General features: G+C 58.1%; 23 protein-coding genes. 14 read left to right on the top strand and 9 right to left on the bottom strand.

Going from position 1 to position 21,487, the window contains the following annotated elements:
* Nucleotides 1-13: 13 nt before the first annotated feature.
* Nucleotides 14-1,396 (bottom strand): leucyl aminopeptidase family protein, encoded by a 1,383-nt coding sequence (locus FGU71_RS01845; RefSeq protein ID WP_142786993.1) that lies wholly within the window; start codon nucleotides 1,394-1,396, stop codon nucleotides 14-16.
* A gap of 69 nt (nucleotides 1,397-1,465) precedes the next feature.
* Between FGU71_RS01845 and FGU71_RS01840 the strand changes: the two genes are divergently transcribed.
* A complete protein-coding gene (locus tag FGU71_RS01840; RefSeq protein WP_185960176.1) occupies nucleotides 1,466-2,317 on the top strand; it encodes a DUF3298 and DUF4163 domain-containing protein in 852 nt (283 codons plus the stop codon).
* Nucleotides 2,318-2,366: 49 nt separating this feature from the next.
* Nucleotides 2,367-3,194 carry a type I methionyl aminopeptidase gene (gene map, locus FGU71_RS01835; RefSeq protein WP_142786991.1) on the top strand — a complete coding sequence of 276 codons (828 nt, stop codon included), beginning with the start codon at nucleotides 2,367-2,369 and terminating at the stop codon, nucleotides 3,192-3,194.
* On the opposite strand, the gene FGU71_RS01830 is transcribed toward map, so the two are convergent.
* Nucleotides 3,188-3,652 (bottom strand): hypothetical protein, encoded by a 465-nt coding sequence (locus FGU71_RS01830; RefSeq protein WP_142786990.1) that lies wholly within the window; start codon nucleotides 3,650-3,652, stop codon nucleotides 3,188-3,190. The genes map and FGU71_RS01830 overlap by 7 nt on opposite strands.
* A complete protein-coding gene (locus tag FGU71_RS01825; RefSeq protein ID WP_142786989.1) occupies nucleotides 3,649-4,311 on the bottom strand; it encodes a hypothetical protein in 663 nt (220 codons plus the stop codon). Before FGU71_RS01825 ends, FGU71_RS01830 begins: the two co-directional genes overlap by 4 nt.
* 42 nt (nucleotides 4,312-4,353) lie before the next feature.
* Between FGU71_RS01825 and FGU71_RS01820 the strand changes: the two genes are divergently transcribed.
* The gene (locus FGU71_RS01820; protein WP_142786988.1) at nucleotides 4,354-4,770 is read left to right on the top strand and encodes a hypothetical protein; all 417 of its coding nucleotides are present in this window, start codon (nucleotides 4,354-4,356) and stop codon (nucleotides 4,768-4,770) included.
* Nucleotides 4,771-4,931: 161 nt separating this feature from the next.
* Here the strand turns inward: FGU71_RS01820 and FGU71_RS01815 are convergent, their stop codons facing one another.
* Both FGU71_RS01815 and ccmA read right to left on the bottom strand, forming a co-directional pair.
* A complete protein-coding gene (locus FGU71_RS01815; RefSeq protein ID WP_142786987.1) occupies nucleotides 4,932-5,582 on the bottom strand; it encodes a heme exporter protein CcmB in 651 nt (216 codons plus the stop codon).
* Complete coding sequence (gene ccmA, locus FGU71_RS01810; protein WP_142786986.1) at nucleotides 5,579-6,193, bottom strand: heme ABC exporter ATP-binding protein CcmA; 615 nt, start codon at nucleotides 6,191-6,193, stop codon at nucleotides 5,579-5,581. The genes FGU71_RS01815 and ccmA overlap by 4 nt, the downstream gene beginning before the upstream one ends.
* A 58-nt stretch (nucleotides 6,194-6,251) precedes the next feature.
* Between ccmA and FGU71_RS01805 the strand changes: the two genes are divergently transcribed.
* The gene (locus tag FGU71_RS01805; RefSeq protein WP_142786985.1) at nucleotides 6,252-6,554 is read left to right on the top strand and encodes a 4a-hydroxytetrahydrobiopterin dehydratase; all 303 of its coding nucleotides are present in this window, start codon (nucleotides 6,252-6,254) and stop codon (nucleotides 6,552-6,554) included.
* Nucleotides 6,555-6,557: 3 nt separating this feature from the next.
* Here FGU71_RS01805 and FGU71_RS01800 read toward each other — a convergent pair whose 3' ends face one another.
* From FGU71_RS01800 to FGU71_RS01785, 4 genes are all read right to left on the bottom strand, one after another.
* A complete protein-coding gene (locus FGU71_RS01800) occupies nucleotides 6,558-7,373 on the bottom strand; it encodes an SDR family oxidoreductase (RefSeq protein ID WP_142786984.1) in 816 nt (271 codons plus the stop codon).
* Nucleotides 7,374-7,450: 77 nt separating this feature from the next.
* Nucleotides 7,451-9,409: a S9 family peptidase gene (locus FGU71_RS01795; protein ID WP_142786983.1), complete on the bottom strand. Its 1,959-nt coding sequence runs from the start codon at nucleotides 9,407-9,409 to the stop codon at nucleotides 7,451-7,453.
* 66 nt (nucleotides 9,410-9,475) lie between these two features.
* Nucleotides 9,476-10,615 (bottom strand): DUF3500 domain-containing protein, encoded by a 1,140-nt coding sequence (locus tag FGU71_RS01790; RefSeq protein WP_142786982.1) that lies wholly within the window; start codon nucleotides 10,613-10,615, stop codon nucleotides 9,476-9,478.
* A 375-nt stretch (nucleotides 10,616-10,990) separates the two neighbouring features.
* Complete coding sequence (locus FGU71_RS01785; protein ID WP_142786981.1) at nucleotides 10,991-11,608, bottom strand: DNA-3-methyladenine glycosylase family protein; 618 nt, start codon at nucleotides 11,606-11,608, stop codon at nucleotides 10,991-10,993.
* 127 nt (nucleotides 11,609-11,735) lie between these two features.
* Here FGU71_RS01785 and FGU71_RS01780 point away from each other — a divergent pair, with 127 nt between their 5' ends.
* From FGU71_RS01780 to FGU71_RS01735, 10 genes are all read left to right on the top strand, one after another.
* Complete coding sequence (locus FGU71_RS01780) at nucleotides 11,736-12,053, top strand: 2Fe-2S iron-sulfur cluster-binding protein (protein ID WP_142786980.1); 318 nt, start codon at nucleotides 11,736-11,738, stop codon at nucleotides 12,051-12,053.
* A 42-nt stretch (nucleotides 12,054-12,095) separates the two neighbouring features.
* The gene (locus FGU71_RS01775; protein WP_142786979.1) at nucleotides 12,096-13,118 is read left to right on the top strand and encodes a cysteine synthase A; all 1,023 of its coding nucleotides are present in this window, start codon (nucleotides 12,096-12,098) and stop codon (nucleotides 13,116-13,118) included.
* Nucleotides 13,119-13,131: 13 nt separating this feature from the next.
* Nucleotides 13,132-13,536, top strand: coding sequence for a hypothetical protein (locus tag FGU71_RS01770; protein WP_185960175.1), 405 nt, complete (start codon nucleotides 13,132-13,134; stop codon nucleotides 13,534-13,536).
* Between the two features lie 115 nt (nucleotides 13,537-13,651).
* Nucleotides 13,652-14,293 carry a hypothetical protein gene (locus tag FGU71_RS01765; protein ID WP_142786978.1) on the top strand — a complete coding sequence of 214 codons (642 nt, stop codon included), beginning with the start codon at nucleotides 13,652-13,654 and terminating at the stop codon, nucleotides 14,291-14,293.
* Between the two features lie 426 nt (nucleotides 14,294-14,719).
* A complete protein-coding gene (locus FGU71_RS01760) occupies nucleotides 14,720-15,241 on the top strand; it encodes a division/cell wall cluster transcriptional repressor MraZ (RefSeq protein ID WP_142786977.1) in 522 nt (173 codons plus the stop codon).
* The gene (gene rsmH, locus FGU71_RS01755) at nucleotides 15,238-16,176 is read left to right on the top strand and encodes a 16S rRNA (cytosine(1402)-N(4))-methyltransferase RsmH (protein WP_142786976.1); all 939 of its coding nucleotides are present in this window, start codon (nucleotides 15,238-15,240) and stop codon (nucleotides 16,174-16,176) included. The genes FGU71_RS01760 and rsmH overlap by 4 nt, the downstream gene beginning before the upstream one ends.
* Nucleotides 16,173-16,751: a hypothetical protein gene (locus FGU71_RS01750; protein WP_142786975.1), complete on the top strand. Its 579-nt coding sequence runs from the start codon at nucleotides 16,173-16,175 to the stop codon at nucleotides 16,749-16,751. Before rsmH ends, FGU71_RS01750 begins: the two co-directional genes overlap by 4 nt.
* Nucleotides 16,748-18,544 (top strand): peptidoglycan D,D-transpeptidase FtsI family protein, encoded by a 1,797-nt coding sequence (locus FGU71_RS01745; protein WP_142786974.1) that lies wholly within the window; start codon nucleotides 16,748-16,750, stop codon nucleotides 18,542-18,544. Before FGU71_RS01750 ends, FGU71_RS01745 begins: the two co-directional genes overlap by 4 nt.
* The gene (locus tag FGU71_RS01740; protein WP_142786973.1) at nucleotides 18,541-20,025 is read left to right on the top strand and encodes a UDP-N-acetylmuramoyl-L-alanyl-D-glutamate--2,6-diaminopimelate ligase; all 1,485 of its coding nucleotides are present in this window, start codon (nucleotides 18,541-18,543) and stop codon (nucleotides 20,023-20,025) included. The genes FGU71_RS01745 and FGU71_RS01740 overlap by 4 nt, the downstream gene beginning before the upstream one ends.
* Nucleotides 20,022-21,482 (top strand): UDP-N-acetylmuramoyl-tripeptide--D-alanyl-D-alanine ligase, encoded by a 1,461-nt coding sequence (locus tag FGU71_RS01735; protein WP_142786972.1) that lies wholly within the window; start codon nucleotides 20,022-20,024, stop codon nucleotides 21,480-21,482. Before FGU71_RS01740 ends, FGU71_RS01735 begins: the two co-directional genes overlap by 4 nt.
* Nucleotides 21,483-21,487 lie beyond the last annotated feature (5 nt).

Genomic DNA, 21,487 nt, shown 5'->3' with positions numbered 1-21,487 from the left:
GACGGCCAAATCATTAGGAATAGCGGGCTTTGAGCATATGCCATGCCGCGCGTAAGCCATAGGCGGTCCCGCCTTTGGACCGGCCCGGTTTGGGATAGGGGCGCCACGCAAACGTATCAAAATGCACCCAGTCGATTCCATCGCCGACAAATCTATCCAGGAACAGGCCGGCGACACTGGCACCGGCATAGGGATTGCTTTGGGCGTTGACGATATCGGCGATGTCCGAATTCAGATATTCGCGATAGGCGTCGGTCAGAGGCAGGCGCCATGGTTCATCATCATTGGCTTTTCCGGCCTCTATCAAAGCATTTGCAGTGTCATCCTTGCGCGCCATCATCGCCGCGTAATCGGGGCCAAGCGCCACCCGTGCAGCCCCCGTTAGCGTTGCAAAATCAATGATAAGTTCGGGGTTTTCTTCGCTCGCCCGCGTCAGCGCATCACCCAGAATCAGGCGTCCTTCGGCGTCGGTATTGTGAATCTCCACCGACAGACCTTTGCGGCTATTTAAAACATCGCCCGGCCGGAAAGCGGGTCCGGAAATCGCATTGTCGACAGCCGGTACCAGCATATGGAGACGCACTTTAAGCCCTGCGGCCATGATCAGCCCGGCGAGCGCGATCACATGCGCTGCGCCGCCCATATCTTTTTTCATCAACCGCATGCCGCTGCCGGGTTTGATGTTGAGCCCGCCTGTATCAAAGCAGACGCCTTTACCAACCAGAGCCAACACGGGATCGCTTTCCTTGCCCCATGTCAGATGCATAATCCGCGGAGCATGATGACGCGCGGCGGCGCGGCCGACGGCATGGACCATGGGATATCCCTGTTCCAAGGCGTCGCCTTTGGTCAACTGCAACTGTGCCCCGAATGCTTTGGCCAGCTTTTCAATCTCGGCTTCCAGCGCGGCTGGCCCCATATCTTCGGCGGGAGTGTTGACGAGATCGCGCACAAGCATCTCGGCTTCGGCCTCTGCCAGATAAGCGGGAATACGCCCGACCTGTTCGGTCAAAAGGACGCGCGGCCCTGCGGCTTTTTCATCATCCTTGTACCGGGTGAAACTGTAATGCGCAGTCAGCCATCCAAACATCGCGGCACCGGGCTGGGCATCGGCCAGACGGTATGTTCCCTCGGGCAGTTTGTCCGCCAGCGCGGCCAGGCAAAAGGATGATAGGCTTGCGGGATTGGCGACGCCGCCGACCGCAATGAACCCATCGCCATTTGGCACAATTGCGACTTGGCCCGCGCTGCCATCGAACTTTTGCGCGGTAAGGCTGGCGCGTTGTCCGGCGGAAAGGGTTTTGGCGTATTCATCATACCCGTCGGCGGTTGTCAGATGAATGGTCACGGCGTCTTGCCCGCGATCGGGCTGGATCAAGTTGGAAATATCAGTCATGCATATGTCATTAAGCGCGATAGTCGTCTTGTCACGTATGAATTGTCTTTTGGGGATGGGGTTTTGACAATGAAAATAGGGATTGCCGGAGCAGCGATATTGGTTTTGGCTGCGTGTTCTCCGCCTGACGATATGAGCGACAATGCTGCCGCAGCCGCCGCGAAATCGGATAGCATAAATGCGCCTGCCGCTGCGGATGTGCCGGCCCCGCCGGAACCGCCCAAGGTGCCGGATGGATCCGGCGTGGTCTTTAATGACAACGCCGAGGTTGAGGGCGGTGCCCGCGAATTTTCGTATGAATGGCCCAAACAGGTTTCCGCCATCCCGGCGCTCGCTAAAGAGCTGGAGACGCAGCGGGACAAAGCGTTGGCGGAGCAAAAGCAGTGGTGGGCAGAATCCCTTGCCGATTGCCCGCCGGATTTCACGGCATGTCGCAACAGCACGTTTGAATTGGGCTGGCAGGTCGTGGCCGATTTGCCGCGTTACCTCAGCCTGTCGAGCGGGTTTTACTCCTACACCGGCGGTGCGCATGGAAATAGTGGTCGCGGATCGTTGATCTGGGACCGCAAAGCGGGTGCCGCGATAGACCCCAAAGCGATGTTCACATCGCTCGATGCGCTGGATGCCGCGATCAGCGATACCGCTTGCAAACGGCTTAACCGGGAACGCAGCGAACGGCGCGGCGGAGAGGAATTTCGCACTGAAGGCGAATGGCCCAATCAATGCGTTTCGATGGAAGAAACGGTGATGTTCATGGGATCGTCAAGCGGTCAGAAATTTGATCGGATCGGGATTTATTACGCGCCTTATGTCGCGGGAGCCTATGCCGAAGGGGATTACGAATTCACTGTGCCCGTGACCCGGCAAATCATCGACGCGGTCAAACCCGTTTACCGAGAAGCGTTCGCGCCGGGCAAGTAATGACAGCCGGGGCGTAGAAATTGCCGCGCATTGTCGCTACATAGTCAGCATGACCGAATATCAACTCGTAGAGAGCACCGACACCGTTTACCGCGACGGCACGATCAAACTGCACACCGAAGAAGGCTTCGAAGGGATGCGCAAGGCAGGCCGCCTTGCCGCGACGATCCTAGATGAAGTCGCCGATATGGTGGTGCCCGGCATCACCACAGCGCAGATTGATGACCGCGTGCGTGAGATGACGCTGGATGCCGGCGCCGTGCCCGCAACGCTTGGCTACCGCGGCTATGCGCATTCGTGCTGCATCTCGATCAACCATGTGATCTGCCACGGCATTCCGTCTGACAAAGTTTTGAAAGAGGGCGATATCCTGAACGTGGATGTCACTCCGCTGCTGGATGGATGGCACGGCGATACGAGCCGCATGTTCTTTGCTGGCGAGCCGTCGATCAAGGCAAAGCGGCTGGTCGATGTGACGTATGAATGCCTGATGCTGGGTATCGACGCAGCCAGCAAACCGGGCGCGCGGCTGGGCGATATTGGCGCCGCGATTGAGGCTCACGCCAAACAGTTCCGTTACGGCGTCGTGCGCGAATTTTGCGGGCATGGTCTGGGCCGTCTGTTCCACGATGCACCCGAAGTGGTGCACGCGGCGAAAGCGGGGACGGGGCCTGAACTGAAACCCGGCATGTTCTTCACCATCGAACCGATGATCAACCTTGGCAAGCCATGGGCCAAAGTGCTGGGCGATGGCTGGACCGCCGTAACCCGCGATAAGTCGCTATCGGCGCAATTCGAACACTCGATGGCAGTGACGCAAGACGGCGTGGAGATTTTCACCAAGAGCCCGACAGGACGCGACAAGCCGCCTTACTGAGGCTCAGGATCGAGACTAGGGGCTTTGAAATTCCCTGGGTCAATGAACTTTGGCTTTTCGCGGCACCTTAGCCGAGGATGAGGATCAAATGTGGTGCCGACTTGGCATTCCAGCATCCTGACTTCAAAATTCTTGAGCGTCACTTGTAGGCCCAAAACCCTGCTTTGTTGGTAGGGGGTGAGCCGTTCGAAGTTCTCCCAGGTGGCAAATTGGGCAATTTCATCAGTATGGCTTCGCGCGGCTGCACACGATTCCAGATCATGTAAGTTGCGGCTATCATTGCCAAAATTGCTATCCTGAATACAGTCGCCGATAAGCTTTTCGTATTTCTTTAGCGCCTGCTGCACGTCCGAATTTGCGCGGGATTGGTAAGCATCAAAAGCCGTTTGGGCACCGAAAAGAAAGAGTGCCCCTGCGGCAAAAGATACGATCGCGAGCCGAAGGCGTGGGTTCTTCATAAAAACCATATTGCCAGAACCACCACCATCACCGCAATAACCGCGACCGAGAACGCCAGCATCGCCAGCACTTCGCGCGTGATCCGCCCCTTGATCAGCCAATCATAGCCTACTGCGAGCGCAATCGTGATCGGCACCTGCACCCCGATCGCGACCGGATCGGGCAGGGCGAGCACTTGCACGACGCGGGCATAGGCGGGGGTCATCAGCGCGAGCGTTCCGATCAGCATGGCCTGACGATGCGCGTGGATATTGCGTTGCCGTGCAAATTGCACCGCTGCCAGATATAGCGGGATAAACGTCACGAACGCTGCGATGTTGACCACGGTTACCTCGGGCCGCCCCAATTCCTCCCCGATATTCACCGCGAGTATTCCGCCTGAAACCGCCATTGCACCGACCAGAGCAATCGAGGCGAGACCGGTGGCGCGGTGAACCGCATAACGCGCATTGGCGGCAAGATAGGCCTGGCCACTCAGCAGCGCGAGCCACACCAGCATCGTAACCCCGTGAAACATCACCAGCGGCGTGTAGCGCGCCTGCACTTCGGTATGCATCAGCGCCTTCGCGCCGAATGCAATCACTGTGAACAACAGCAATGCAAGCGCGATGCGGCCAAGCAGGATGGCGGCTTTCTGGTCAGGTGTTTTGATGGACATTTCATTGCTGTAACGAAGCGCCAGCAGCGTTGATCCTGACCAATGCAAAATTTCGCTTTTCGTGCGATTCAAACAGGAGTATTTCGCGGGCGTCGCAGTGAGTCGCTGCGGCGCGTGGGTGCCCGCTTTTTTGTGTGCCCGGATCAGTCAATTATGGCTACTCATCCTACTACCTTTCGGGAAGGAAATCCCGAACACCGTATGCGCGCAGCCGAGCTGCTCGAAAAATACCCCGAGCTTAGTGTGAGAGAACTTCACGAGCTTGTCGTCTTTTACAACACCTCCCCTGCAATCGACACGGCGTTGCTGACGTGCGAGCCGCGGCTTATGCCCAAAATCGCACTTTTCCATGCAGAGCAAAAATCCAGCCTCCACCACGAGACAAGTTTGCATTTGATCTGGGGCTTGGTTGGTATCTGCATGATCGCGATCGGCTATGCCGTCTGGGCAGGAATGTAAGCCGCGGACGGTTTTTACCGGCCTTGGCGTGATATGTGGCTGCCCTGTGCTGTTGCACCGGATATCGGCGTTCTTACACCGCTGTTCGGCAATGTGACGGATCACAGAGCAGCCACCGTAATTACGGCGCTACCTCTGCCTGCATCTCTACCTGTGCAAGCCTAAATCTCGCGGGCCGCTCTTATCGCTGCACCGGCGGCGAAAGGGGCTATGGCTACGAGCCCGAGGCTGATCGCAGCAACAAAACCCAGGCTGGCCTGATCCTGACGTGCCAGCGCGCCCGCGCCAAAAATCAGGATCGGCAAGGCGAGCGGGATCAGCATCAGGCCGGATAAAGCCGCACCGGCGCGAAGGCTGGCCGTGAGAGCGGCGATGATCAATCCGATTGCGGCAAGGCCCGGTGTGCCCGCCAGCAATCCGAGCAGCAACAGATGCAGGCTTGGCCCATCCAGCGCGAGCAGCGCGGCAGCGGGAAAAGCGGCAAGGATCAGCGGCGGGCCAAAGCTGAGCCAGTGCGCCAGCAACCGCACCGCCATCATGATCTCTTCTGTAAGCCCGCGCAGGCGCAGCTGATCGAACGTGCCAAGTTCGATATCCTGCGCAACCAGTTTTTCCAGCGGCAGGATCGCGGCGAGCAGCGCGGCGATCCACACCACACCGCCGCCGGTGCGACCCAGCAAATCCTGATCCGGTCCGACCGCGAACGGATACAGCATTGCCACCGCCACAAAAAACACCACCGGCAATGCCGCGCCGCCTCCTGCAAAGGGGAAAAATTTGCCGAGATCGCGTTTCAAAAGCGCGCCGATCATGGTCGTTCATCCTGATAAACGGGCGTGAATTTTTCAATCGCGAGGCTTTGCAGACCCGCTATCGCAAGCGGTTGATGCGAAGCGATCAGCGCAATACCGCCGCCTGCAATATGATCGGCGATCAGCGCCGTAACCTGCTTTATCGCGGCCGCATCCAGCCCGCTCAGCGGTTCATCCAGCAGCCAGATCGGACTTCCGCGATTGAGCAATGCCGCCAGCCCTGCACGTTTGCGCTGACCGGTGGAAAGGTAGCGCACCGGCACATCCAGCAAAGGCGCAAGACCCAGTGTTGCCAGAGCATGCGAGGGAGCGCTGCATGCATCAATTCGCTGCCAGAATGACAAGGCTTTACCCAAAGGCAGATCAGGGTCGAGCCCGGTCCGTTCATCCAGCAAGCCGATATCTCCGGCTCTCTCGACCGATCCGGAATATGGCGTGGTGAGCCCCGCAAGCGCGCGGATCATGGTGGTTTTTCCGGTCCCGTTCGCGCCGGTCACATGCATCGCCTCGCCGCTTTCCAGCGCGAACGAAAGCCCGCGGAAAAGCAAACGATCGCCGCGGCGGCAGGCAAGCGCATGCGCAGAAAGAGTTACGGGCCGAGAACCTTGCATCGCGTTGAGCGTTAGGCAAAAGCGAGACCGCAAACAACTCATACGTCTGGAGCCCCCGATGCCAAGTGTAGCTGAACTGAATGAAAAAGAACGCGAGAGCCTGCTCGCCGACCATCCCGATTGGGAATTGGCCCGCGAAGGCAAAGCAATCAAGCGCACGTTTCAGTTCGGTGATTTTTCCGAAGCTTGGGGCTTTATGAGCCGCGTTGCGCTGCTTGCCGATGCGCAGGATCACCATCCTGAATGGTTCAACGTTTATGCCAAAGTCGAGATCACGCTGACCACGCATGACGCAGGCACAAGCGGCGGCCTGTCACAGCGCGATGCCACGATGGCGCGCGCAATTGATGGTCTGTTGTAAGGGTTACTTACCCAAAAGCGCCGCGCCTGCGCGGTTCTGTTTGCGGATTTTGCCCGGCATCCAGCGTTTGGCAAAGTTCAGCTTTTTCGCCGTTTTGCCAACGAGGTAATGCAGGTCGTCTCCGTGCACCGCCTGCCAGATGGTTTCGGCGACTTCTTCGACCGGTGTAATTTCAAGTCCAGCGGCTTTCACCCGCTCGCGCACGGCCTCGTTGGATCGGCGGTTGCCGGTGCCATCCAGTAGCGGGGTTTCGATAAAGCTCGGACAGATCGAGCATGCCTTGATCCCTTCGGGTGCCCATTCCGCGTCGAGACTTTCGGCGATCCCGCGCACTGCAAATTTGGTCGCGCTGTATACGCTCATACCAGAACCGCCGGTGATGCCCGCTGCGCTTGCGATGTTGACGAGGCACGATCCGGGCGCGGTTTTCTGAAGGTAGGGATACACCGCCTGCGCGCCGTACAGCACACCGCGCACATTGATATCGAGGCACCGGTCAATCTCTTCGGTTTCAAGCTCGGCCAGTGGGCCGCCTGTACCGATACCCGCATTGTTGACCATCGCATCAATGCGCCCACCTGCCGCCGTGGCAAATGCCTCAAGCGCGACGTCCCATGCGGCGCGGTCTCGCACGTCGAGCTTGTGCATGTAGGTAAAGCCGCCGGGGATCAGGCCCAGCGTGTCTTCCATGCCGGTTTCGTTGATATCTGCGATCCCGACAAACCATCCCCGCTCGCCAAAATAGCGCGCAGTGGCGCGGCCGATGCCGGAGGCTCCGCCAGTGATAAAAATACTGCGGCGTGGTTCGTTCGCGCTCATGTGATCCCTCTCCCATTGCGATTTGCAACTGTCTTAAGCGAGAGGGGCCGGTTTGTCAGGCCCAATATTGGGTCAGGTCAGCGCTCCAGCGCTGCTTTCAAACCCTTCACATGATCGGCGCCTTCGATGATTTCAGCCGTCGAAGGCTCCAGCACATCGCCAAGCGGCTCGGCGCGCCCGCCGATACATTCGGCAAGGAAATTCTCCGCGACGCCGAAAAACGCTATCGAGTTGGCCGGTTTGGCAAATCCGTGGCCTTCGTCCGGGTACAGGACATAGGTGACAGGAATGCCCGCCTGTTTCATCGCGCCGACAATCTGATCGCTTTCCGATTGCTTGACGCGCGGATCGTTGGCGCCTTGCGCGATCAGAAGCGGTTTTGTGATCTGATCCGCCTTGTGCAGCGGGCTCGCCGCTTTGAGCAGGGCAAGACCTTCGCTCGTCTCGGGATTGCCCATCCGTTCATGGAACGTCTTGACCAGCGGCGCCCAATAGGGCGGGATCGTGCTCAACAGCGTTTCAAGGTTTGACGGGCCGACAATATCGACCCCGCAGGCAAAGGTTTCCGGCGTGAATGTGAGGCCCGCAAGCGTCGCATATCCGCCATACGATCCCCCCATAATCGCGACCTTATCCGCAATCGCAATGCCTTCATTCACGGCCCATTGAACGGCATCGATCAGATCATCGTGCATTGTCAGGCCCCATTGCTTGTTAGCGGCATTGAGGAAGCCTTTGCCAAATCCGGTGGAGCCCCGGAAATTGACCGAAAGCACGGCGTAACCGCGATTGGCCAGCATCTGGTGGGTGGAATTAAACCCGTATCCATCGCGCGCCCATGGTCCGCCATGGACCAAAAGTACCATCGGCACAGGCGCAGCTGGCTTACCCGAAGCCTCCGCATCACTTCCAACCGGCAGCGTCAGATACGACGGCAACGTCAAACCATCGCGGCTGGTAATCTCCACCGGGTGCATCGATTGCAGCGGCGCGCCGTCGAGTTCGGGCCGCGTGACGTAAAACGGGGATAGCGTGCCGGCAGAGCGATCATAGATATAGGTCGCAATCGGCGCTGTCAGAGGGTCATTCCACACGATCCATGTCTGGTCATCATCGGTCCTGCTCATCAACCCGTATTCGCCGTCCAGCTGCGTACCGAGCCAGTCGAGCGAAGCCTTGAGATCGGGGTCAATCGCGGTCCATTGTGTCTTGAGATAATTGGCAGAATAGGCCTGAACCTCGCCGGTTTTCTGATCCCGGATGGTGCCGCCAATATCGGCCTTGTCGTTTTCGGCGATAAGCGTGCGCTGCCCGCTTTGCGTATCTTGCGCAAACAATGCGGCGGTGTCTCTGCCGCGGCTGTCGAGCCAATACAGGATCGAGCCATCAACCGTGTATCCCGACGGGGAGGTTGTCAGCGCGTCCTCCATGTCGGTGCTTTCGAAAGGGGTTGCTTCGACCGCACCTTCGGCAAACCGGAAATAGTCGGTCCCGCCCGCTTCATTTTGCGCCATCGCCATGCGCAAGGTCAGGCTGTCATCGGCCAAGAACCCGGCATAGGCGTTGTTCTCGTAAATCAGTTCCATTTTGCCTGAATTGAGATTGAGCCGGTGAACATCGTGGAACTGCGGGTCGCGATTGTTCAGGCCAACCAGCACTTCATCCAGGATCGTGTCAGACGCCCCGACAATCATGACTCGCGTGTTGTCAAACGGGGTCAGGCAAATTTCATCGCCGGTCGCAATGTCGATCCGGTAAAGCAGGAAATTCTCGTCGCCGCCTTTGTCCTGGATATAGCCGACACTGTTGCCATCGGGCGCCCAGAAATGATCGCGGATCGGGCGGTCGGTTGAATTTGTGATGGCTTTGGCCGCGTCAGCATCACCGACAGGCGCAATCCAGATATTCAGCACACCATCGAGCGGAGCCAGCCAGCTGAGCCACGTTCCATCCGGGCTGATCTTACCCTGAGCGCGGGTCGGATTGCCGAACAGATGGTCGCGCGGGATGAGCGGAAAATTCTCGATAGCGGTCATGGTGTCTCCCTTGGATGTGCATGACAGCTAGGGAGCGCGGGAGAGATTGCAAACAGGATTGCTGACTTAGTCCTGATGCGCTTCGTCGTAATGCAGTTTCAACCACTGCGATCCGTAATCGTTCGATGGATCGCGCGCGATTGAATGGACGTGGTTAAAGCCCCCGTCCGGCGAACTTTCGCGCACGTAATCAATCAGAATAGAGGGTCCGTGGATCCGGAACATATAGCGCGCCGCAGGGTCACCCGTTGGCCCCCACCATGCGAAATAGAGGTTGCCAAGACCGTCTTCTTCGATCGCTTTACGCTGCCGTTTGGCCGCCTCGTCCGATGCATTGCCGATATATTCGTCAATGACATCGCGCAGCAGGCGCAGCTGCAGCGGTTCAAGGCTTGATGCTTTTAGGCCAACCTGCGCGGCGTATCCTGCGCGATTGCCCGGCCCTGCAAAGACCGTTCTGTCGACCGCATCCGCGATGACAGCGGTTTCAAGCTGCGAAGGGCCCAAAGATTTCATCAGCGCCAATGCCCGGTCGGCTTCGTGTTGCAAAATTCTCCAGCCGGCATAGCGCCCTTGAGGGACGGTTTGCGGGTTCGCACCAAGAAACAGCGGCATAAAAGCGATCTTGCCATCGGCAATCGTGAAATTGGCCGCATAGTGATGGCCTGTAACCATCCAGCCCCAATTCTGTGTTTCTGGATCACCAAAAACAGAGACATAGAACTTCTCGCTATCGTAGGATTCAATGATTGTCTTGAACCGCGCCTTGCGCGGATCTTCATCCGGCATCGCTGCGATCAGATTGGCGCTGATGCCGCGTAAGACATCCTCGTGCCAAATGCTGGTCGTTGTTTTCAGATACCCCTGGCTCGAAAAGGCCGCGGCCATCATCGCGTGCAGCGCGCTGCGCTGCGCCGAAGTCATTTCAGTGACCGCCATACCAGAGCGCGGCGCCATGATTACCGGAAGGTTTGACCAACTGGTTCTGGCGGCGTTGTTTTCAAGAGAGGTCATGACCCTCGCCCGTTGATCATCGGTAAGGGTCGCCAGAAAACCTAGAGCGGTGTCTTGCATCGCCTTCACGCGTGCAGCGTTCAGCAATTGCTCGGGGCTTGAATGATCAAACGCATCGTGAGCCTTGATCGTGGATAATGGTGTGATGAACGCCATGGCTGAAACCATTGCGGCGATTTTGAAGTATTTCATAATATTCCCCCCGGATCGCACAAGGGATAGGCGAGCGATATCAGAGAGGCAAACACGCTGCAGAAGATGTTTGCGCCGCGCACCGCAATGTCAGCATCCCGGCCCATAGGCTGGCCCATGCGCTCGCCCACACGCTGGCCCACGATCTGGCCCATCGCTTCGGTTTCCTACACCCACTAAAATCGCTAGCTTTTCGGCGGCTCTTTCAAATCGTCGATGCTCTATTCGGAACACCACAAGCCCGCCACATGGGCGCAGAAATTTGGGAAAGTGTCATGCGTGCCCTACACGGTGATTGTATCGAAAATTCAGTGCGATAGGGGTGTAGGCACCGCATGACATGTTGGGGAATCTGTCATCTGTGTCCTACACGGATCAAAGCGCGGGGTTGGCGTAATAATGCCAGGTGAAAATCGCCATTGCACCTCTGTGCGGTGACCAGCGTGATCCGATTTCGCGCGTTTCTTTTTCCTTGGGGCGCTCCTCCATTTCAAGCAGGCGTTTGACCCCTTCTTGTACCGCCAGATCGCCAGCAGGCCAGATATCGGTGCGCCCTTCGGCAAACAGCAGATAAATCTCTGCGGACCAGCGCCCGATCCCTTTAATGCGGGTCATTTCCTCGATTGCTGCTTCGTCGTCCGTGGGAAGCGACAGGAAATCGATTTGGCCTGCGTCAACCAATTCGCACAGCGACCGCGCGTATCCTTGTTTCTGGCGCGATAGGCCGCAGGCGCGCAGCGTATCAAAATCGCGTTTCAGCAGGCAAGCGGGCGTGAAATCTTTGCCCAGTTCCGCCTCCAGCTTGTTCCACATCGAAGTCGCCGCGGCGACAGACACTTGCTGTCCCACAATAGTTCGCAACAATGTCTTGTATCCGCGATCGCGGAAACGCGGCTCTGGATACCCGACCCGTTCCAGTTCTCTGGCCAAAGCCTTGTCGGTGCTTGCCAGTCTATCAAGCCCGCTACGAATTTGTTCGGCGGTGATGCTCACTTGCGCGGTCCTTTGTTTGCAAGAGGGTGCTCTTGTCTTATGTCGGGGAACATCCTAGCAGCGCGGCGGTTTACCCGATACCGCGCATTACAGCGTCAATGTCAGATCCAAAAAGGAAGCCAGTCTTATGCCAAAGCTCGTCGTCACCAATCGCGAAGGTGAAACCAGCGAAATCGATGTGGAAAATGGCCTGACCGTAATGGAAGCGATCCGCGACAATGGCTTTGATGAATTGCTGGCGCTGTGCGGCGGATGCTGTTCGTGCGCGACATGCCATATTTACATCGATGGCGGCGCGACGGACAAACTTCCCGAAATGAGCGAAGACGAAGACGATCTGCTGGAATCGTCCGAGCATCGTAAAGACAATTCGCGTCTGTCGTGTCAGGTTCCGCTGACCGATGAGCTCGACGGGCTTAAAGTGACTATCGCTGCCGAAGATTAAAGTTGTTTGCGGGGAGGGGGGTAACACCCTAAATCCCGTGTCATGAACATCACTCAACCTCTCGGCGATACGCTCGCTCTGATCGGCAATACGCCGCTTGTCCGTCTTACCGGACCCAGCGAGGCGGCGGGCTGCGACATTTGGGGCAAATGCGAATTTGCCAATCCCGGTTCGTCGGTGAAAGACCGCGCGGCGCTGTATATGATCCGCGACGCCGAAGCGCGCGGGGAATTGCAGCCCGGCGGCACTGTGATCGAAGGGACAGCGGGCAATACCGGCATTGGCATCGCGCTGGTCGCCAATGCGCTGGGCTACAAGACGGTTATCGTCATGCCCGACAATCAATCCAAAGAGAAAATGGATACGCTGCGGGCACTGGGCGCACGCCTTGTGCTGGTGCCGCCGACAAAATACGCCGACCCTGCGCATTTCCAGCATGTTTCGCGCCGGATGGCCGAAGAAACCGAAGGCGCGATCTGGGCTGGTCAGTTCGATAATGTGGCCAATCGCAAAGCCCATATCGAAGGCACTGCGCAGGAATTGTGGGTCCAGACCAGCGGCAAAATTGACGGGTTTACTTGCGCTGCGGGCACCGGCGGGACGATCGCCGGGGTGGGCATGGGCCTTAAGGAAAAGAACGAGAATATTCGCATCGCTTTGACCGACCCGCATGGCGCTGCGCTCTACAATTATTACGCTCATGGCGAGCTGAAGAGCGAGGGTTCCTCGGTCGCGGAAGGGATCGGGCAGGGCCGGATTACCGCCAACCTCGAAGACGCGCCGATCGACACCCAATTCCGCATTTCTGACGAAACAGGAATGATCTGGGTCGAGCGTTTGCTGCGCGAAGAGGGGCTGTGCCTTGGTCTTTCAAGCGGTATCAACGTCGCGGGCGCGATTGAGCTGGGCAAGCAATTGGTTGCCGAAGGGCGGGATAATCCGCAGGTTGCAACAATCCTGTGCGACACCGGTTTTCGATACCTCTCGACGCTCTACAACGCTGAATGGTTGGCTGCGAAAGGTCTGCCGGTGTTTGATTGGCTAGCGCATGAGGGCGGGGCCTGATAGTATTGCGCGCATGGCAGAGAAGAGACTTTTTCGCCGCTTGATTGGCGGCATGCCGGGCGGCGGTCTTAATACCGATGAAGCGCCAGAGGGCGCGCCTTTGGGTGGGAGCCGCAGCGAAGCTACTCAGCGGCTTCAAGTCGGTCTGTTCGGAATTTTCGCCATGATTTTGCTGGTCGGGCTGGCAAGTGTGATCGGCAATCAGGCGGAATTGTCGGAACAAGCCGCGGTGCCGGAGGCGGCCCCGACAACCGAGCCGACCGATGCACTGCCGCAGCGCGATCCGCTGGCCGATGCAGGCGTGGTGCCAGATATTCCGGCAGAGACAAACCCTGCACCGAGCGGGGATGCTCCTGTTTTGCCAGAACAAGGCGCGGTAAACCCGCCAGCCCCGCCAGATGATACGCAGCGTCCATAAATTTGCGCTGCTTGCCGCTGCATTTCTGAGCATCGGGGCTTGCGCTTCAGACGCCTCTGATGATGCTTCGGATGCGGCTTGCCCTGGCGGTGCATCGCCGCAGCCGATGGGTTTGATGACCAGCCTTCCCATTTACTGGCCAGGCAATCTCGATTTTTCGACGTTGGGCAGTGATAATGCCGAACTGCCGTGGCAGCGCGTTTTGATTGAGCGATGCCATACGATCGAACCGCTCGACACGCTTTCCCAAGACGACGCCGGCACCGACCCTCTCGTCGCGATAGACCGGCTCGCGGTGATCCAGCCACGCGGCCTCTCCCCGGCTGACAATGTCGCGCTGGACGATTGGGTGCGCAGCGGCGGGAAACTGCTGTTGATGCTGGATCCTGTTTTAAGCGGCGAATATGCCTTGCCATTGGGCGATCCAGCAAGGCCCGTCGATACTGCCCTGATCCCTCCGGTGGTAGAACGCTGGGGCATGGAAATCAGCGTCGTCGCCCATGATGAATGGGACGATGGGATTACGTCGGCTCAATGGGGGCCGCGCACAGTCACCATCATACACGGTGGCCGCATATCGAAAGCGAACGGGGATGGCGCACCGTGCGAGCTGTATGCAGACAATGTGATTGCGCACTGCCAGATCGGTAAAGGCACTGTGACGCTCGTGGCTGACGCTGCTGTGGTTGAGCATCAGGAGGCAGGTGGCGGCGAAGATCCGACGCTGACCTATCTGCTCGATTTCGCGTTCCGCTAGAGCAGTCTGAGTTGCCGAGCGGTTTTGGGAAAATTACGGGAAACAGGGCTGCGAACCGGGTGTGGGCGCGGGAATCGCTGCATAATTTGCGGGAATCGCCCGTATTTCAGCGGTTTCATTGGGGAATGTGCGGGACATTCGGGGTTCGGAATGTGAGAATTACAAATGTTACAACCCAAAAAAAGATATAAAAAACAGTAAGTTTGCGTGTAATCCCTAGATTTCCCGTAAAAAGCCCTTTCCTCAACGCTGCGTTAACGATAATACCGTCTTCCATCAAACATAACTGTTTGCCCCGCGTCACCTGTTTCGGTCGGCGCGCTGCCCCCGCTCGTGTGGTGGCGGTGACGGAGAAGTCGTGGTTTCGGACGTGTTTGAAATGAAGGTCAGCCGGGGGATTTCAGGCTGGTCAGGGATGTTAGGGGAATGGCGCAAGTGTCTGCGTTTGAGGGATATAATGGCCAAGCCTTCTCGCCTGCCGGCGACAAGGGCCGTTTTGTCCTGCCTCCCGCATTCCGCAAGGCGGTAAAGGAAAGTGGCGAGGGTTCAAAAACGCTTTGCCTCGCTGTTCACGACCGTTTTGATTGCCTCATCGGCTTTGGTCTTTCGCGCATTCCCGAATTGCACGCCACGCTCGACAAGGAAGAAGAGCGCGCGATTAAAATGCAGAATTTTGATTGGGACCGCGATATCCGCGCCCAGCAGCTTTTTGGTTTCGAGCAGCTGCCCTTCGATGACAGTGGCCGGTTTGTCATGCCCGAGCATCTTCGCGATCTCGGGAATGTTGGCGATGGTCTGTATTTCCACGGCGCGGGCGATTTTTTCTTTGTCTGGAATCCTGAAGAGCTTGATCGGATGGATCGCTCGTTCCGCGGTGCTCAGGTAACTTGCAAGAAGTTGATTGCGGAGGCGGCTGCAAAAGCGGCGAAGAAAGGGGGCGGTAAATGACCGCGCCTCATATCCCAGTCCTGCTTGACGAAGTGATTGCTGCAATCGGGCCGCGCGATGGTCTCGCGGTGGTCGATGCGACATTCGGTGCCGGCGGTTATTCGGTCGCGCTGCTTGATCGCGGCGCGCGCGTCTATGCTTTTGATCGTGATCCCAATGCGATCCGCGACGGTGCGGACCTAGTCCGAAAATATGACGGCCGCCTGTCACTTCACCAAGAACGCTTTTCAGAAATGCGCGCAGAGCTCGACCGTATCGGAGTTGCTCAGGTCGATGCAGTTGTCATGGATATTGGTGTCTCTTCGATGCAGCTCGATCAGGGTGAGCGCGGTTTTGCGTTTTCTTCTGATGGCCCGCTGGACATGCGGATGAGCCAAACGGGCGAGAGTGCTGCTGATTTTCTGAACACCGCAGAAGAAGCCGCGATTGCTGACGTACTTTATGAATACGGCGAAGAGCGCCAATCGCGCCGTGTCGCGCGCGCGATTGTTGCCGCGCGTCCGCTTGAGACGACTGGTGAGCTTGCCCGTGTCGTCCGCCGGGCGCTCGGGTATAAACCGCATGACAAGAAAGACCCTGCCACCCGAACTTTTCAAGCCGTGCGCATTCACGTGAATGACGAGCTGGGCGAGCTTCGCGCTGGTCTGACCGCTGCCGAGGCGATCCTGAAAGACGGCGGCGTGCTGGCTGTCGTCAGTTTTCACAGCCTTGAAGATCGCATCGTAAAGCGTTTCTTTAAACAGGCATCTGGTGCGGGGCGGGCTGTATCTCGTCATCTGCCCGGCGAATTACCCGGTCCTGACCCGGTCTTTACGAAAGTTTCGAAAGCGATCCGCCCTTCCGAGGCCGAGATCGAGCGCAATCCGCGTTCCCGCTCATCCACTTTGCGCCATGCAATCCGCACGGCTGCACCAGCGCGGGAGGCTGCACTATGATCGTTACAAACACCCAGATGCGCTCGCTCGGCTGGGCGGCATTGCTCGCGGTGTGCGTTGGCATGTTTGTTGTGCTTAGCCTGCGGGTGCACGCCGTTAACAGCGAAGTGCATCTTGCCGAGCGCAAGATCGTCGCGCTGAAACGTGAGACACTCCTGCTGGAAACGGAGTTCCAGACGCGCGCCAGTCAGCGCCAATTGGCAAACTGGAACTCGGTCGAATTTGGATTTGAAGCGCCGCGGGCGGACCAATATCTCGATAACGAACGCCAACTGGCCAGCCTTGGTCAACCGCGCGGTCCCGATGCGCCGAACCCCATCCGGGTAGCCCGCGCAGATACGGGTAATGCCGCCGCCAGAGCAGCGCAGGATCGCGAAATGGTCTCACCGCTCACAGGAGAGGCGATTACGCTCGCTTCTGCTGCGGCGCAGTCTGATGGCGGGGCACTGTTTGCCGATGCATTTGGCGATTTTCTTATCGAGGCTTCGCCAATCCGAGCGGCCAAAGCGCAGACCGTTTCGGGTGATTTGACCGGCACTGCTTTGTCTCAGGATGCGCGCGGGGGCGGGGAATGAGCACGCTTAGCCCTCAATTAGGGCTGGAGTTTGGTGCAGGCGTCTTTTCGGACAATGAACCGCGCTCTTCGCGAGATCAGATTGGCAGCGGCCCCGCCATACCGGCAGGCCGGGTGCAATTGGTGCAGCTTCGCTTTCAATCTGTTCTGACGGCTCGCCTGCGGGTCCTGCTCATCGCGGGGATTTTCACTCTGGTGGCAATCGCCGCGATTTTAAGGATCGTTTGGTTGGGATTTGCCGGACACGCGCCGAGCCAGTCGAGCCTTGCAGACCAATTGTTACCGCCGCGCGGGGAGATTACCGATCGCAATGGCGCTCCGCTGGCCCGTGCATTTCCCGCATATGCGCTTTGGTTTGATCCGAAAGCGATGGGCGATGGGGGCAAGCCTTTGGTGTCAGAGCCCGCTGATGTTGCTTCAAAACTCAAGTCCATTTTCCCAAGCATGGACGAAGCCAAGACGGCTGCACTGCTTGCCTCTGGCCAAGCCGGTTATCTGAAACGCCGTGTCCTGCCAGAAGATGCAAACCGCGTTTTTGAACTGGGCGAAGTTGCCCTGCAATTTCCGCAGGAAACCGATCGTCATTATCCGCAGGGTTCGCTCGCTGCGCATATTCTTGGCTATGTCGTTGAACAGCAAGGCGGGCGTTTGGGCATGGAGCAGGTGCTTGAAAAACGCCTTTCCGATCCTGAACTGCGCAGCGAACCTGTCGCTTTGTCGATTGATGTGCGCGTTCAGGGCGCGCTGGAGGATGAGCTGCGCCGCGGGATGCTCGCGACCGATGCGATTGGCGCTGCCGGGGTTGTGCTGGATGTGGATACCGGCGAAATTATGGCTATGGCGTCATTGCCGGAATTCGACCCCAACATCGTTGGCGCTGATGGCGCGCCAAACGTCTTTAACCGCGCGACCAATGGCGTTTACGAATTGGGATCCACGTTCAAACCATTGACCGTCGCGGCAGCGATTGATGCTGGCGTCGTGCGCGATCTTTCGAAAAACTGGAATGCGCGGCCGGTCGAGGTCGGCAAACGGACCATTCAGGATCTGAAACCAAAGGGCAGCACGCTCAATGTGCCTCAGGCTTTGGTCTATTCATCCAACACAGTGACCGCGCGCATCGCAGACGAGCTGGGCACGGAGCGTCTGCAACAGATGCTGGTTGATCTTCGGATGGACCAGAGGCCTTTCGTCGAACTTCCTGCCAAGGGCAAACCGCTCTGGCCGCAAAATCCGGATAATCGCCACACCAATATGGTGATCGGTTACGGGCACTCTTTGGCGGTGACGCCGCTGCACCTGGCGAATGCTTATGCTGCGATGGTGAATGGCGGGATCTGGCGCCCATCGACCTTGCACAAATTGGCAGTCGAAGATGTACCGCGCGGCAAGCGGGTGTTCAAAGCATCTACCTCTGCGCGTATGCGGCAGATGCTGCGCATGATCTCGCTTTACGGGACGGGCCGCAGTGCTGATGCCAAGGGTTACCGGGTGGGCGGAAAGACAGGCTCGGCGGAAAAACCCAATGCTCGCGGCGGGTACAGCGAGCGCAAGATCATTTCGACATTTGCCGCCGCTTTTCCAATGGATCGCCCGCGCTATGTTGTGGTCACGATGATTGATGAGCCGCGCGGGACCAAGGCAAGCTCTTTTCAGCGCACGGCGGCGTTCAATGCCGCGCCGGTGGTGGGGCGGTTGGTGCCGCGCATTGGGCCGATGTTGGGCGTTCGGCCTGATTCAAGCCGGGATGTCGATATTTCGGACCTGCGATATTTGGTGGAGGGGCGCAAATGAGGCTGGCTGATCTGATCCAGCGCGCTGGTATCAACGGGGTCGATGCGGGCGATGCCGCGGTCACAGGCTTTGCGATTGACCATCGCAAGATCGCACCGGGCACGGTGTTTGGCGCATTTCAGGGTGCCAAGTTCAACGCCGAGGATTTTATCCCTGCCGCGATCGAGGCAGGTGCTGCTGCAATTGTTGCCCGCGCCGAAGCGAAAGTCGAAGGCGCGTTGCATATTGCGAGTGACGAACCACGCCAGACCTTCGCCAATCTCGCTGCGAAATTTTTTACACCGGTACCGGAAACAGTGGTCGCGGTGACTGGAACCAACGGCAAGACATCCACTGCCGAAATGACCCGTCAGATCTGGCGTATGTGCGGCGAACGGGCGGCGAGCATCGGCACACTTGGCGTAACCACGCCCGATGGCAGTGTCTCTACCGGCCTGACCACGCCCGATATCGTGACGTTCCTGTCCAATATGAGCGGCCTTGCGCGTGAGGGCGTGACACACGTGGCTTACGAAGCATCGAGCCATGGCCTTTCGCAATTCCGCAATGAAGGGCTGCGCGTCAATGCGGGGGCCTTCACCAATTTTAGCCGCGATCATCTCGATTATCACGAAACGATGGAGCAATATTTCGCGGCTAAGATGCGGTTGTTCGATGAAGTGGTCGAAGACGGCGCGCCCGCGATTATCTGGACCGGCCCTAAGCCGGACGAATGGACGAAACGCGCGGTTCAACACGCCAAGAGGCGCGGCTTGCAGGTTTTGACTGTCGGTGAACAGGGCGATTTTCTGAGGCTGGCTGGCCGTGAAGCGACGCAATTGGGGCAATTGCTTGCGATTGAACATGCGGGCGAAACGAAGTCGGTAAAGCTGCCTTTGATCGGCGCGTATCAGACGGCAAACGCGCTGGTTTCTGCTGCATTGGCGATGGCGACAGGTGCGGATGCAGCGCAGGTGTTTGATGCGCTGGGTCGCCTGCAACCTGTGCGCGGACGGTTGGAGCGTGCGGTCATTACGGCCGCCGGCGCGCCCGTTTATGTCGATTATGCCCACACGCCTGATGCGTTGGAGGCTGCGACTGTCGCGCTTCGGCCCCATGTTGATGAGGCGAAGGGCGGAAAACTGATCGTGGTATTTGGTGCAGGCGGCGATCGCGACACCGGAAAACGCGCGCCTATGGGCGAAGTCGCTTCAAAGGCGGCCGATACAGTCATCGTGACTGATGACAATCCGCGCGGCGAGGATGCTGCCAGTATCCGTAGACAAGTCCTGGCAAAGGCTGGCGACAACACCACAGAAATCGGCGGGCGACGCGAAGCGATTGCATATGCGATTGCCCAAGGCAGCGCAGCCGACATCATCCTAATTGCAGGCAAGGGCCACGAAGAAGGCCAAATTATCGGGTCAGGGGACAATATGCGGATATTGCCATTTAATGATGTTCAAGTCGCGCGTGAATGCGCAGCGGAGATGGTCGCATGAAGACTGCTCATGCTTTGTTGCGCACGTGGCCGGCCAATCCGCGTGATGCTTTGCCGCTCGCGCTCTGGGATTCCGCTGCCATTGCTGCGGCGACCGGTGGCCTATCAAGCCACGCTTTTCAGGCGTCCGGCGTTGAAATGGATTCTCGCGATGTGCGCCCCGGCGATCTGTTTGTCGCTTTAAAGGGTGAAGCGATGGATGGCCATAAATTCATCGCTGCCGCTTTTGCGAAAGGCGCAGTGGCCGCCATCGTAGATCGTCCGGTGGATTTTCCGCATGTGCTGGTGAAGGATACGACCAAGGCTTTGCATGATTTGGCCCATGCCGCGCGTCAGCGGTGCAAAGGTGTACGCATTGCCGTAACCGGGTCGGTCGGGAAAACCGGTGTGAAGGAAGCGATCTTCAACAGCCTGGACCGCTCCAGCCGCGGCGCTGCGCATCGCAGCGTTCGCAGCTACAACAACCATGTCGGCGTACCGCTTAGCCTCGCGCGTCTTCCTGCGCGGGCGAAATATGGCGTGTTTGAAATGGGTATGAACCATGCAGGCGAAATTGCGCCTTTGGCCGATCATGTTCGTCCGCATGTCGCATTAATCACCACCATTGCACCTGCGCACATCGAAAATTTGGGCAGCATGGAAGCAATCGCCGATGAAAAGGCGCAGATCTTTAACGGACTTGTCGAAGGCGGCACCGCGATCATTCCAGCTGATACGGAGTATACACAGCGCATGATCGATCATGCGCGCGGCCTCGGCGTAAAAATTGTGACTTTCGGACGCAGCAAAGATGCGGATGTTCGCCTTCTGGATGCGATCCCCAGCGCCAATGGTGGCTCATTAGTTACCGCAGATTTGGGCGACAAGCGGCTTTGCTATTCTGTTGCGGAGCCCGGCGAGCATTGGATTTCCAACTCGCTTGGCGTCATGGCGGCAGTGCGCGCAGCAGGCGGAGATATGGCCAGAGCGGGTCTTGCGCTTGCTGAAATGGGCGGATTAAAAGGCCGCGGCGCGCGCCATAATATCACAGTGCCTGGCGGCAAAGCCTTGCTTATTGATGAGAGTTACAATGCCAACCCGGCTTCGATGCGGGCGACTTTGCGCGCGCTGGGCCAAACGCCAGCGCACCGCCGAATTGCGGTGCTTGGCAGTATGAAGGAATTGGGCGATTTCGGGCCCAAATTTCATCGCCAACTGGCAGAGCCGTTGATCGAAGCCAAGATTGATCATGTGATCCTTGTCGGTGACGAGATGCGCGCCCTGGCAGGGCAGCTGGGGAAAGCATCTCCCGGCCCGCTTGGCTTTATCCCTAGCTTCGACCATTGCAAAGAACCTGCCTCAGCGATTGCGGCGCTAGAAGAGTTCGGACTTACCCACGGTGATGCCGTTCTGGTCAAAGGTTCCAATTCCGTTGGGCTTGGCAGGTTGGTTACACATTTTACGAACGCCCCGGCCTAGGTCTG

Source organism: Erythrobacter insulae (assembly GCF_007004095.1).
Taxonomy (GTDB): Bacteria; Pseudomonadota; Alphaproteobacteria; order Sphingomonadales; family Sphingomonadaceae; genus Erythrobacter; species Erythrobacter insulae.
Note: the sequence above shows the minus strand (reverse complement) of the source record. Positions and strands in the feature narration are given on the sequence as shown.

Coding starts and splice junctions, on each gene's coding strand:
- FGU71_RS01745 (WP_142786974.1), top strand. CDS start 16,748: ATGAGCACGCTTAGCCCTCAATTAGGGCTGGAGTTTGGTGCAGGCGTC.
- ccmA (WP_142786986.1), bottom strand. CDS start 6,193: ATGCAAGGTTCTCGGCCCGTAACTCTTTCTGCGCATGCGCTTGCCTGC.
- FGU71_RS01750 (WP_142786975.1), top strand. CDS start 16,173: ATGATCGTTACAAACACCCAGATGCGCTCGCTCGGCTGGGCGGCATTG.
- FGU71_RS01740 (WP_142786973.1), top strand. CDS start 18,541: ATGAGGCTGGCTGATCTGATCCAGCGCGCTGGTATCAACGGGGTCGAT.
- FGU71_RS01800 (WP_142786984.1), bottom strand. CDS start 7,373: ATGAGCGCGAACGAACCACGCCGCAGTATTTTTATCACTGGCGGAGCC.
- FGU71_RS01770 (WP_185960175.1), top strand. CDS start 13,132: ATGGCAGAGAAGAGACTTTTTCGCCGCTTGATTGGCGGCATGCCGGGC.
- map (WP_142786991.1), top strand. CDS start 2,367: ATGACCGAATATCAACTCGTAGAGAGCACCGACACCGTTTACCGCGAC.
- FGU71_RS01815 (WP_142786987.1), bottom strand. CDS start 5,582: ATGATCGGCGCGCTTTTGAAACGCGATCTCGGCAAATTTTTCCCCTTT.
- FGU71_RS01840 (WP_185960176.1), top strand. CDS start 1,466: ATGAAAATAGGGATTGCCGGAGCAGCGATATTGGTTTTGGCTGCGTGT.
- FGU71_RS01795 (WP_142786983.1), bottom strand. CDS start 9,409: ATGACCGCTATCGAGAATTTTCCGCTCATCCCGCGCGACCATCTGTTC.
- FGU71_RS01765 (WP_142786978.1), top strand. CDS start 13,652: ATGACCAGCCTTCCCATTTACTGGCCAGGCAATCTCGATTTTTCGACG.
- FGU71_RS01780 (WP_142786980.1), top strand. CDS start 11,736: ATGCCAAAGCTCGTCGTCACCAATCGCGAAGGTGAAACCAGCGAAATC.
- FGU71_RS01820 (WP_142786988.1), top strand. CDS start 4,354: ATGCAAAATTTCGCTTTTCGTGCGATTCAAACAGGAGTATTTCGCGGG.
- FGU71_RS01790 (WP_142786982.1), bottom strand. CDS start 10,615: ATGAAATACTTCAAAATCGCCGCAATGGTTTCAGCCATGGCGTTCATC.
- FGU71_RS01805 (WP_142786985.1), top strand. CDS start 6,252: ATGCCAAGTGTAGCTGAACTGAATGAAAAAGAACGCGAGAGCCTGCTC.
- FGU71_RS01760 (WP_142786977.1), top strand. CDS start 14,720: ATGGCGCAAGTGTCTGCGTTTGAGGGATATAATGGCCAAGCCTTCTCG.
- rsmH (WP_142786976.1), top strand. CDS start 15,238: ATGACCGCGCCTCATATCCCAGTCCTGCTTGACGAAGTGATTGCTGCA.
- FGU71_RS01735 (WP_142786972.1), top strand. CDS start 20,022: ATGAAGACTGCTCATGCTTTGTTGCGCACGTGGCCGGCCAATCCGCGT.
- FGU71_RS01775 (WP_142786979.1), top strand. CDS start 12,096: ATGAACATCACTCAACCTCTCGGCGATACGCTCGCTCTGATCGGCAAT.
- FGU71_RS01845 (WP_142786993.1), bottom strand. CDS start 1,396: ATGACTGATATTTCCAACTTGATCCAGCCCGATCGCGGGCAAGACGCC.
- FGU71_RS01825 (WP_142786989.1), bottom strand. CDS start 4,311: ATGTCCATCAAAACACCTGACCAGAAAGCCGCCATCCTGCTTGGCCGC.
- FGU71_RS01830 (WP_142786990.1), bottom strand. CDS start 3,652: ATGAAGAACCCACGCCTTCGGCTCGCGATCGTATCTTTTGCCGCAGGG.